The 11,809-nt window shown below is 59.5% G+C and carries 8 protein-coding genes; 5 read left to right on the top strand and 3 right to left on the bottom strand.

Translation table 11 applies throughout. The features are described 5' to 3' along the window. Positions 1-25 precede the first annotated feature (25 nt). Together B3N48_RS24445 and gpmI are read right to left on the bottom strand one after the other, a co-directional pair. A complete protein-coding gene (locus B3N48_RS24445; RefSeq protein ID WP_296188026.1) occupies positions 26-1,339 on the bottom strand; it encodes a murein hydrolase activator EnvC family protein in 1,314 nt (437 codons plus the stop codon). A gap of 137 nt (positions 1,340-1,476) precedes the next feature. Beyond that, positions 1,477-3,024, bottom strand: a complete 1,548-nt coding sequence (gene gpmI / locus B3N48_RS24450; RefSeq protein ID WP_296188027.1) for a 2,3-bisphosphoglycerate-independent phosphoglycerate mutase — start codon at positions 3,022-3,024, stop codon at positions 1,477-1,479. Positions 3,025-3,169: 145 nt separating this feature from the next. On the opposite strand from gpmI, the gene B3N48_RS24455 reads away from it, so the two are divergent. Genes B3N48_RS24455 through secB form a run of 3 tightly spaced genes read left to right on the top strand, consistent with a single transcriptional unit; the run spans position 3,170 to position 4,362 of the window. Continuing rightward, the gene (locus tag B3N48_RS24455; RefSeq protein ID WP_296188062.1) at positions 3,170-3,583 is read left to right on the top strand and encodes a rhodanese-like domain-containing protein; all 414 of its coding nucleotides are present in this window, start codon (positions 3,170-3,172) and stop codon (positions 3,581-3,583) included. A 1-nt stretch (position 3,584) separates the two neighbouring features. Then, positions 3,585-3,839 (top strand): glutaredoxin 3, encoded by a 255-nt coding sequence (gene grxC / locus B3N48_RS24460; RefSeq protein ID WP_296188030.1) that lies wholly within the window; start codon positions 3,585-3,587, stop codon positions 3,837-3,839. A gap of 37 nt (positions 3,840-3,876) precedes the next feature. Continuing rightward, complete coding sequence (gene secB, locus B3N48_RS24465; protein WP_296188033.1) at positions 3,877-4,362, top strand: protein-export chaperone SecB; 486 nt, start codon at positions 3,877-3,879, stop codon at positions 4,360-4,362. Positions 4,363-4,685: 323 nt separating this feature from the next. Here secB and trmL read toward each other — a convergent pair whose 3' ends face one another. Beyond that, a complete protein-coding gene (gene trmL, locus B3N48_RS24470) occupies positions 4,686-5,141 on the bottom strand; it encodes a tRNA (uridine(34)/cytosine(34)/5-carboxymethylaminomethyluridine(34)-2'-O)-methyltransferase TrmL (RefSeq protein ID WP_296188035.1) in 456 nt (151 codons plus the stop codon). Between trmL and B3N48_RS24475 the strand changes: the two genes are divergently transcribed. Then, on the top strand, positions 5,140-5,580 hold the full coding sequence (locus B3N48_RS24475) for a hypothetical protein (RefSeq protein ID WP_296188037.1): 441 nt from the start codon (positions 5,140-5,142) through the stop codon (positions 5,578-5,580). The two genes, trmL and B3N48_RS24475, sit on opposite strands and share 2 nt — an antisense overlap. Before the next feature lie 461 nt (positions 5,581-6,041). Next, entirely contained in the window at positions 6,042-11,642 is a 5,601-nt protein-coding gene (locus B3N48_RS24480) for a dermonecrotic toxin domain-containing protein (RefSeq protein WP_296188039.1), read from the top strand. Positions 11,643-11,809: the final 167 nt, after the last annotated feature.

An 11,809-nucleotide genomic window follows, 5' to 3' on the forward strand; every position in this document is an offset into this window, starting at 1 on the left:
ACGAACTCCTGAGTGAGGTGTCGACTTATCCTTGAGTGCGACACCATTGGGCCGGATCACTAGGGCGACCCTGCTGACGAATAGCGAAATAAAGCGCCGGAGTGTCCTGACCACCACCGCTGTTGCCCACAGTGGCAATCGCTTCCCCGGCTTTGACAACGTCCCCAGCTTCCTTCAACAGGCTCTGGTTGTGACCGTACAGGCTCAAATAGCCGTTTCCGTGATCGAGAATGACCAGAAGGCCAGCCCCGCGCAGCCAGTCGGCGAAGACCACACGACCGCCATGCACGGCGCGTACCTGACTGCCTGCGGCAGCGCTGATCATCACGCCATCCCATTTGGTTCGTTCGTCATCGCCGCGGCTTTCACCGAAACGCGCCAACAATCGACCATCGACAGGCCAAGGAAGTTTTCCCTTTGCTTGTTCAAAAGGACCGCCATAGGACTGCCCTGCGCTGGATACCATCGCGCCGGGGGCTCTGACGGGCTTGCGGGGCGCTTCATCGCTGTCATCTTTGCCACGATTTTTCGCCAGCGCTTCCTGTTGCTCACGCTGTCGCTTCTCGGCTTCCTGCTGGGCCAACAGCGCCTTCTGACGCGCTTCTTCGGCCTCCCGGGCTTGGCGCGCCAGGGTTTCTTCGATCGTCTTGAGGACTTTCGTCAGGTCTGCCTGATCCTGCTGGCGGGCCTGTAGCTTCTGGTCGCGGGCCTTGTAATCCTGATTCAGCTTGGCCAGCGCGACCTGTCGCTCCTGGCGAACGGTGTCGAGCTGGGACTTCTGGTCATCCAGCGAGCTTTTCTGCACCAGCAGCTGCGCTTGCTGAAGGTCGATGTCTTTCTCGACTTCAGCCAGTTGGCGCAGGGTTTCATTGAAATTACGCAGCTGCTCCAGACGGGCCTGGCTGACGTAGTCGTAATAGGTGAGGGTGCGGGCGAATTTCTCGGGGTTCTGCTGGTTGAGCAGCAGCTTGAGGTATTCCTGCCGACCACTTTGATAGGCGGCTCGGGCCTGAATCGCAATCAGGCGTTGCTGTTCAACGCGTGCGCTTTGGAGTTTTTTTTTCTCTTCATCGAGCCGTTGGAGCTCGGTTTCGCTCTTTTTTAGTTCCTTTTGCAGGGCCTCCACCTGCTTTTCCAGCTGACCCATTTGGGTTTCGGTTGTCCGCAAGTCTTTCTGCACGCCGGATTTTTCTTGCTGAAGCTGGCTCAGGTTCTTCTTCAGCTCGGCAATGTCCTGACGCGTGGCATCCAGCTGTTTTTGGGTTTGTGCGCGCTCATCGTCGGCGAAGGCCGGATTGAGCAGACAAATCAAAGCAAGGGCGATCAGGGCGCGGAGCATGGAGTAGGGCGATACCAGGAGTGAAGACGGGCTTAGTATGCCCGCCGAAGGCTGCAAAAAAAACGCTCATCAGGGGCGGCTTTCAGACATTTCATACAAAAACCGGCGTGTTTGAGAGTCACACGCCGGTTTAGGGCTTACTTGGCGACCAGAATCGACGTACCGGTCATCTCTTTCGGGATGTCGAGGCCAAGCAGCGTCAGCATGGTGGGCGCAACGTCTGCCAGCACGCCACCTTCGCGCACTTTCAAGTCACGCTTGCCGACGTAGACGAACGGCACGGGCTCGGAGGTGTGGGCAGTATGTGGCTGGTGCGTTTTCTCGTCGGTCATTTGTTCGACGTTGCCGTGGTCCGCAGTGATCAACGCTTCGCCGCCCACTTTCTCCAGCGCTTCGGTGATGCGACCGACGCAGACGTCCAGGCACTCAACCGCTTTGACGGCCGCTTCCATGATGCCGCTGTGGCCCACCATGTCGCCGTTGGCGTAATTGACGATGATCACGTCGAAACGCTGGTTTTTGATGGCATCGACGATTTTGTCGGTGACTTCCGGTGCGCTCATTTCGGGCTGCAGGTCGTAGGTGGCGACTTTTGGCGACGGAATCAGGATGCGCTGTTCGCCTTCGAACGGCTCTTCGCGGCCCCCGGAGAAGAAGAACGTCACATGAGCGTACTTCTCGGTTTCTGCGATGCGCAGTTGGGTCTTGCCGTTTTTGGCGAGGTATTCGCCCAACACGTTGTCCAAGCTGCCTTTGGTGAATGCCGCAGGCGCGTGAATGGAGGCCGCGTATTGGGTCAGCATCACGAAGTCGGCGAGTTTCGGCTGGCGGGCGCGGGCGAAGTCTTTGAAATCGTCTTCGACGAACACGCGGGTCAGCTCGCGGGCGCGGTCGGCGCGGAAATTCATGAACACAACGGCGTCGCCGTCTTCGACCTTTGCCGTCTCGCCAATGCGGGTGGCTTTGACGAACTCGTCGTTTTCATCACGGGCATAAGCGGCGTCCAGGCCGGCTTTGGCGGTGTCGGCCTGAAATTCGGATGTGCCGTCGACGATCAGGTTATAAGCCGACGCGACGCGGTCCCAGCGGTTATCGCGGTCCATGGCGAAGTAACGGCCGATGATCGTAGCCGTGCGACCTTTGCCCAAGCGGCTGTAGGCTGCTTCCATTGTGTCGAGGTATTGGTGCGCGCTGCGCGGCGGCGTGTCGCGACCGTCGAGGAAGGCATGCACATAGACTTTATCGGCGCCGCGTTTGACTGCCAGCTCGACCATCGCTACCAGGTGATCTTCATGACTGTGCACCCCGCCGTCGGAGAGCAAGCCGAGAATATGCACGGCCTTGCCAGCGCCTACCGCCTTGTCCACCGCCTTGCAAATAGCCGGGTTCTCGAAAAACTCGCCGTCTTTGATCGCTTTGGTCACGCGCGTGAAATCCTGATACACCACGCGTCCGGCGCCCAGATTCATATGGCCGACTTCGGAGTTGCCCATCTGGCCGTCTGGCAGACCGACATCCATCCCGGAACCGGAAATCAGCCCATTCGGCATGGTCTTGTACAAGCGATCGAAGGTCGGCGTTTTCTTGCTGGCGGTCGCTTCGTAGACCGCATTGCCGTCGTGGCTGTCGCTGTGACCGAAGCCGTCCAGGATGATCAGAACCAATGGTTTAGGCGTGGTAGTCATGAATCCCACTCTTGGCTAATAGGTGAAGTAGAAAAAAGATCGACAGTTTAGGTTGAAGTTCAAATCGAGTCACTGCCGTACGGGCTTTGGCCGACCTTGGGGGCTGTGTATACTGGCCGACATTTTAACGCCCTGGAACCCGATGATGGTTGATCACCTGATTGCATTTGCCACTAACCACTATTTGATCACTGGCGCTTTTGTCATCCTGCTGGCGCTGCTGATTGCGACAGAGCTGAACAAGGGCGGCAAGAGTCTGAGCACCGGTGAATTGACTGCGCTGGTCAACCGCGACGAAGCGGTGGTCATCGATGTACGCGCCAAGAAAGAATACGCCGCTGGCCATATCGTCGGCGCCCTCAACTTCCCGCAGGACAAAGTCATGTCCCGTACGGCGGAGCTTGAGAAGTACAAGCCCAAGACCCTGATCATCGTCGATGCCGCCGGCCAGCACGCCGGTCACGTCGCGCGCGAACTGCTCAAGGCCGGCTTCAACGCCGCCAAGCTGTCCGGTGGCGTCTCGTCGTGGCGCGGCGACAACCTGCCACTGGTGAAGTGAGATGGCCAACGTCGTCGTCTACTCCAGCGACTATTGCCCTTACTGCTCGCGCGCCAAGTACCTGCTGGCGAGCAAGCACGTCGATTTCGAGGAAATCAAAGTCGACGGCAAGCCGCAGATTCGCGCCGAAATGACCAAAAAAGCCGGACGCACGTCGGTTCCGCAGATCTGGATCGGCTCGGTCCACGTCGGCGGCTGCGACGATCTGTTCGCGCTGGAACGCGCTGGCAAGCTCGACGCCCTGTTGAGCGCCTGAATTTGAACCTACAAGACCTAAGTAAGAAGGATCTGAAATGAGCGATCAAACGAACAACGGCGCCACTTCCAACGAAGAAGCTCCACAGTTTTCCCTGCAACGTATTTACGTGCGTGACCTGTCGTTCGAAGCGCCGAAAAGCCCGGCCATCTTCCGTCAGGAGTGGACCCCAAGCGTCAGCCTGGACCTGAACACCCGTCAGAAGCAGCTGGAAAACGATTTCTACGAAGTCGTGCTGACCCTTTCGGTCGAAGTGAAGAACGGCGAGGAAATCGCGTTCATCGCTGAAGTCCAGCAAGCCGGTATCTTCCTGATCAAGGGCCTGGACGCAGGCTCCATGAGCCACACCCTCGGCGCCTTCTGCCCGAACATCCTGTTCCCGTATGCGCGTGAAACCATCGACAGCCTGGTGGTTCGCGGTTCGTTCCCGGCACTGATGCTGGCGCCGGTGAACTTCGATGCCCTGTACGCGCAAGAGCTGCAGCGCATGCAGGAGTCGGGCGAAACCCCGACCGTTCAGTAAGCCTCGCGGTTTGAATGAGTGAAAGAAAGCGCCTGTGATGGGCGCTTTTTTGTGGGGGTGGCTTTTGGTTTTGGCTTGAGATTCTTACTCTGATGCCCTTTGGGCCTATTCGCCAGCAAGCCGGCTCCCACATTTTTTGCAACGTACCATGACCTGATAGACCGTGTTGGTAGCCTTGGTGTCCGGCAAGCCATTTCGCTGTCTGCTTTAAAGGCTGAAGGCGATTCAACAGGATGCGGCACGTTGCAAACGACGCGGGAGCCGGCTTGCTGGCGAATCAGGCCCGCAGCGAATCGAAGTCGCGATTCCAAGCCAAAAGCGGATTACTTGAACCCCAACTGCCGCCAGCCTTCATAAACGGCAATGGCCACGGTATTGGACAGGTTCAGGCTTCGGCTGTCCGGGCGCATGGGCAGGCGCAGGCGTTGCTCGGTGGACAACGGGTCGAGTACCTCGGGCGGTAGGCCACGGCTTTCCGGGCCGAATAGAAAGGCGTCGCCCTCCTGGAACGCCACATCGTGGAAAGGCCGCGAGCCCTTTGTGGTAAAAGCGAACAGGCGCGGATGACCGATGCTTTCGAGGCAACTGGCCAGATCTGCATGACGATGGAGCGTAGCGTATTCGTGATAGTCGAGGCCCGCCCGACGCAGGCGCTTGTCGTCCAGCTCGAAGCCCAGCGGCTCGATCAAATGCAGGTGGCAGCCACTGTTGGCGCAGAGCCTGATGACGTTGCCGGTATTCGGCGGAATTTCTGGTTGAAAAAGGATCACGTGAAACATGCACGGCTCCGAACAAAAGGACGGGGTGCATTCTACCCCCGAAGAAGACCCGAGACCGAAGCTATGGCGGCGGTTTTTGGGGTCTATCGCGATATTTGGCGTGATGGTCGGTTTGATGATCGGTCGCTTGATGACGCCCGACCCCATCGAGCTGCAACGTGTCGAGGTTTTACCTCAGGGCGTGGCGGTGTGGTTCAACCGCGAGCCGCAGCTGCATGGCGAAATGGTCGACGGCGCCGTGGCGTTGCTGTTCAACGCAAAAGGCGATGCGCAGCGGGGCACGTTGAAGCTCAACGGGCGAGACGTGCGTTGGAGAATTCAGAAGAGTGACAAGGGATTGTTGCTGAACCTGCTGGCGGCCCGTCCGTTGCGCGGTGAGTGGCACGGCGCAACTCAGGACGGGCGCTGGAGACTGGAGGTCAGTCTCCGGGAGGAATAAAAGAGGGGATTCCCCGGCCTGCCTGTACCAAGGTCCCCAAAACTGGTGATGCTTAACCTATTGCAGCGCGCGTGCCAGTTTTGCGAAATGTCTGTAGGAAAATATCCAAGTCGCAGGAAACCCCCTGTTTCTAAGCCTTTCGGCCGTCGATACGCTTGGGCGCCATAGCCCGGCGCTGATTAAAAACGGGTTCGAATTTGGTTATTTCTTGATCGTTTTTGCACGTTATTCGCGCATTTTTGAACGTTGAAGAGCCAAAGTGATGCACGCCCGGGTGGGTCTTCCGTATGAGGGCTCTGAATCATAGGCCTGAGTAAAAAGGCGCCAGAGGTAATATTTAAAGCTGTTATCTATTCCAAATGTTCGGTGAAGCCCCCTGATTGCTATCTGCTTTTTGCGCTTTTTATGGACCCATTTCTGAATACGCTCAGAAATTCCATATAAGTTTCAGGGCTTTATCGATGTCTCAGCATTTGAATACCCTCAAAAGCAAAATCCCCGACTGGCTGGCCAACGCCCCCTCGGCGCTACATCACCGTCTGCGCCGCGCCGGCGCAGCCCGGCTCTCCTGGTTCGAACAGGCTCGGCAGAGCATGCCCGAGGTCGTCAACGCATTGCGGAACGACTATGTGCTGCACCTTGCGAGAGAGCGCGAGCTCAACGAGGTGCTGAAAGATTTTCCTGCGCTCGAGGCTTTTGCCGAACCGCTGTTGGTCGCAGCGCTGAAAGCACGATTCGGTCTGGAGGTGGACGTTCGCAACACATGGCTGTTTCACGCTCGGCGAGTCAGCGTTGACGACTCGTTCGCTGCGGCGTCGAGGGACCCGCTGGTCGAATGGCAGAAATCGCTCAAGGCCGCCACACAAACGCTTCTTCACGCCGCGTTGCAGAACTTTGAAGCCTGGGAGGCCGAACCCGGCGGGATGGATCTGGATGCGCGGCAGAAAGCCGCGATCTATGACCGTCACCCGGTCGAGGGTTTAGGGCTGACTGGAAACGTGCTGACCATCGCTCCCGAAGCGTTTGCGGCCCTGAGTCGCGAGTTGGACCTGGGGGGCCAATACCAGCAAAAACTCAGCGCATTTCTGAATCCCGTTTCCAAGCCTGGCGACGCACCCGATGCTGCGACTTACAACCGACGCGGCTTGCTCAAGCGGGTGGAAGCCTCGGCGTTCCTGATTCAGGTGCACCTTGCCCGACTGCAGGGCGAGATCAGCCCGAGCATTTACGCACCCTTACTGGACGTCGCCGGAAACGGCATCCGCACCACACTGGAGGGCGAGTCTGTGACCTGCAGCTTCCTTCGTCTGTGGGACATTGAACTGACCGGCATCGTGGCCATCGGCAAAAACCGAGACGACGCAGACACCGTGCAAAGCGTCGTCGTGTACATCCCGGATGACCCGGTCTGCCCCCTCAAGGAATACCCGTCCAGCGCCGCGTTCACTGCTGCGTTGCGGGACCGGCTGCTGACCGAGGGCTATTCGGCGTTTTTCCAGCGCTTTGTGCCGGCGCGTCAACGGGCGCAGTTGTTCGCGAAAGTCGAGGGCTGCCTGCGGCCCAGCGTCTGGAACGCACAAAAAGGTTGGTATGAGCAGCAAGTCGATCCCCACGCAACGCTGCATCTGCGCGAACAAAAGATAGAAAGCGGCTTGTTGACCGCCCTGACCGAGCAGAAAGCAGTCGTCCTTAAAGACGATGCGCTGTTTCACGCCGTGCCGACGGCGGACGAAGATCAGAAGACCCTCAGTGAGCGCGTGCACTACTTCGAAAGCCTGGCATTGCAAACACTGAACGTCGTCGGTTTCGTCGTGCCGCCGCTGGGGGCGGTAATGATGGCCGTGGCCGCCGCGCAGCTCGGCTCGGAGGTGTTCGAAGGCGTTGAACACTGGACGCGCGGCGAATGGGAACAGGGCTGGCGTTGCCTGATGGACGTCGCAGAAAACGTGGCGCTCATGGCTGCGCTCGGCGCGCTTCACGGCAGCGGCACGCCTGCGGTCGAGACGATGACCGTTGAAACGCCTTCTTTCATCGAGGAGCTCAAGGAAGTCGAATTGCCCAGCGGGGAAACCCGCCTCTGGAAACCTGACATTGCGCCCTTCGCCCACGACACGGTGTTGCCGGCCGGGTTGAAGCCCGATGAGTTCGGGATTTATCGCTATCAGGGTAAACACTGGATTTCGGTGGAGGGCAAAACGTACTCGGTCAATCGCGTGCCTTCAGGGCAGCTGCAGATCGAACACCCCACAAAGGTCAATGGCTACCAGCCCCTGGTGCATGGCAACGGCGCGGGTGCCTGGCTGCACGCGGCTGATCGGCCGCTGGAGTGGGAAGGCCTGAAACTCTTCAGACGTTTGGGGCACACCGCTGAGGCGTTTTCCGACGTCACGGCGCGACGCATCCTGCGTGTGAGCGACACCCAGGAAGCCGTGTTGCGCAGGGTACTGGCTGAGCATCAGCGCCCGCCCGCGTTGCTTGAGGACACGATGCGGCGCTTCCAGCTGGATCAAGACGTCCAGAATGATTCGCAAGGCATGGCGTCCCGCGCCGACAAGGCCGCGACGTTCACCTCTCGCTATCGTGCGATGTCATCGGCCCAGGAATCCGACGCATGGCTGATCACCCGCCGTTATCCCGAACTGCCATCGACCATCGCCGATGAAATCGTGCGCACGGCGTCGGCTTCGGAGCGCACAGCGTTGGCCCACGGTCAGGTACCGTTGCGGGTCGCCGAAGAGATCCGCGTCTATCAACAGCAGGTCAGACTGGCGCGGGCCTACGAGGGGCTTTACCTGGAGTCGGTAAGCAATCCCGACAGCGACGTGCTGATCCTTCATGCCTTGGAGGTCTTGCCCGGTTGGTCACCCGACTTGCGACTGGAACTGCGTGAAGGTCGCTTCGCGGGGCCGATAATCGACGCCGTGGGGCCTGCGGACGCGCCGTTGCGCAAAGTGCTGGTGCGGTACGCCGATGGTTTTCAGCCTTATGACGAGCGCGGGTTGGAGCTGCATGGCCGCGATAACCTCTACGTGTCGGTGCTGCATGCATTGCCCGACGCGCAGCGTATCGCGTTAGGGTTCCCCAGCACATGGGATGGCCCGAAACTCAAGCTCGCCCTTCAAGACGGTCCGCTGCTCCCTCGGCCACTGCTGCGCAGGCTGCTCAAGATGAAACCCGTCTCGCCGGGAGCAAGATCCCCCATGGGGCTGGCCGATGGGCGATGGGGTTATCCCTTGAGTGGCAGGGGTTCGCTGCAAGGTTTCATTGCGCGGGACACCTTGCTCGACCTGATTCGATCCATTGGCTTGCCGAGCGACGACGTGTCCGCTGAACAGCTGTTGACGGCCCTGGAGAGCATCGGCCTGAATCGCCAGCAGATCCATCAACGGCTGGTTCAGGTACTGGATGAGCGCATCGCGCTGGATGTCAGTTTGAACGCCTGGGATGGTGGCGTCGCGCGTGTGCCCGATGCCCTGGAACATCAGGCCAACCGCACCCATATTCATCAGGTGATCTGGCGACACTGGGCCGAGACAGCGCTGCCAGAGGTGGCGCCGAACACCTCGGTATTACGCTTGCAGCAAGCGGTCTTGAGCGATTTTCCGCGCGCCCTGCCGGACTTTTTCACTCAGCGGGTCACTCGATTGGCGCTGGTCGATGTCGCGATCGACAGGCCCACCCCTACAGCGCCGCAGCCGGTGTCACGGGCCGTGGACCAGCGTCTTGCGCTGGAGTCGTTTTTCAAGCTGTTTCCCCAGCTCACGTCGCTGGATATCACGCGCAGTAACGTGTCGCCGGGCGTGAATGAACCCTTGGTCTTTCAGTTACCGTATCTGGTGGCGCAATCATTTCCCTCGCTGCGCAGCTTGCGATTGATCAACCAGAGCCTCTCGATCAGTCAGCTGGACGTGCAATCGCTCAGCCAACTCGAACATTTGACGTCGTTGGACCTGAGCGGCAATTCCATCAACTTCATCGCCCCGACGATGCTGACGAGCCTGCGTTTGCGCTATCTGGGGCTGGACAACGTGGGGCTTGGTCGTTGGCCCGGCTGGCTCGATGGGCTGGCGTCTTCGTCGATCACCGAGCTGTCGTTACGCAATAACCAGATGATCGAGCTGCCATGGGACCTCCTGAGTTTTCATTCCGCGACCGGGCAATCGACGTCGATATCGCTGCAAGGCAACCCGCTCTCGCGTCTGGTGTTGACGCGGATCCGGCTCAATGAAGAGCCAAATAGTCGATTCCGGTTCCAGGTAGATATCCCCCCTCATTTGGCTGCGCAGATTTCGTTGCTGAGGCAGGAACGGCTCCAGTTGCAGGAAGCCCTCGACAGTTGGACGGACGCTTCCACCTCGACCCGGCCGCTGAGCGAAGAAACCCGTGCGGTCCGGCATGCCGTTCGCGAAACCCTGCTTGAATTCTCACGTCTTTATGGCGAAGGCCTGACGCAGACAGTGCTGACCCTGCAGGGCATTTCGCTGGAGGATTTCCCGCGCCAACTGCCGGCGTTCTTCTGCCTGCGTGTCCGCAGTCTGCAGTTGATCCGGGTCAGCGCCGATGCCGCCCAGATGAACCAGTTCCTGACGCGCTTCCCTCAGCTGACCAGCCTGGAATTGACCGGCCCGGTCGAGCCCCTTGCGCCACTGCCCTCCGTCTTGCCGCAACTCAGGCAACTGAACACCCTGAGCCTGCGCGACCAAGGGCGTCTTATCGAACAGCAGAGCATCGGCTTTCTCGCTCAGCTGCCCAATCTCCGCGCGCTGGACTTGAGCGGCAACCGACTGGGGGTGATATCCGACGTGTCCGGCCTGCGGAGGCACCTGACCTGGCTGTCGATGGAAAACATGGGCCTCACACAATGGCCGGATTGGATCGACGGTTTGATGCCCCTGGAAGGGCTGACGCTGGACAACAATCAACTGACCGAGCTGCCGGAGCACATTCTGCGAAACCCGCGGAATGAAACCGGACAGACCGAAATCTCGGTACGGGGCAATCCGCTGACCCATGAAACGATGCGCAGGGCATACCTTTCAGAGCGCTACCTCGGCGCCTACAGCTTCGTGATGGACTTCCCCGATGACATCCTCGAACTGTCGCCGGAGCGCCATGAATCCGATTCGGATTCCGATGACTTCGGGTCCGATTCAGACGCTTCCGAAGGCTCGTACAGCCCCGGTACTCCGCCTGCGGAAGACGCACCTGAGGTCGAGCGCTGGCTGCTGGGGACGGTGGATGAGAACGAAGTCCACCGAGGGTTATGGCAGCGTATCGAAGCACATGGCGATGCCCAAAATCTGATGGCGCTGATCGGTCGTCTCACGCAGTCCGCGCCTTACCGAAACGCGCAGAGCCGGGTGGGTTTTTCCGAGCGAGTGTGGCGAGTGCTGGCTGCGGCCGATCTGAATCAGGAACAGCGCCTTTTGTATAACGGCATCGCCGAAGAGGCGCTGCTGCAGCCTGAAACCGGGTTTCAAACCTGTCATGACGGGGCGTGGCTGGTGTTCAACCAGATCGAGATTCAGATGTTCATCGAGACGTCTCTGGCCAATGTTCCGGCTGAAGGACGCGGCCCCTCTTTGTATCGCCTGACCCAGCGCCTGTACCGTCTGAATGAACTGGACGCTGTCGCGCGTGAGCAGGCACAGGGACGTGATGAGGCCGAGGTGCGTCTGGCTTATCGTTTGCGTTGGGCGTCCGTGCTGGACCTGCCGTTGCCGCCGAGCAGCATGCTTTATCAAGTGCACGCCAGCATCCGCCCGGGTGAGTTGGATGCCGCGTTGGCGCGGGTTCAGCACGGGGAGCAGGGCGAACCGTTCATGGCCTACGCCGCCCAGCGCGACTTCTGGGTGCAGTACCTGCGGGAGGCGTACGCGGAACGCTTCGAGGCGTTGAAAAACGATTACCTTGCCCAGGTCATCGCCCTGCCGGACCGCTTTCCCGGACAAACCATTGACGAGCTGAGCGAAGAATTCGCGGCATTGAAACAAGCCTACGAGGCTCGCGAACTGGCGCTGATTCGTGAGCTGACGTATCAGGAAGGGTTCCAGCAGGATTGATCAACACAGGGCTGCGGTGGGCCAGCCGAGCTTTCGACGACTGACCCACCGCATTCGCGGCCGTCGTACCTCCGGCGGCTCCTACAGTCTGCGGCGGGATCAGGGAGTTGCCTCGATTCTGGGATGCCGCGTGGCTCCAGATCGGAACAGGGATTGTTTCAACGCCG

The organism is Pseudomonas sp. UBA1879 (assembly GCF_002338065.1).
Classification (GTDB): Bacteria; Pseudomonadota; Gammaproteobacteria; order Pseudomonadales; family Pseudomonadaceae; genus Aquipseudomonas.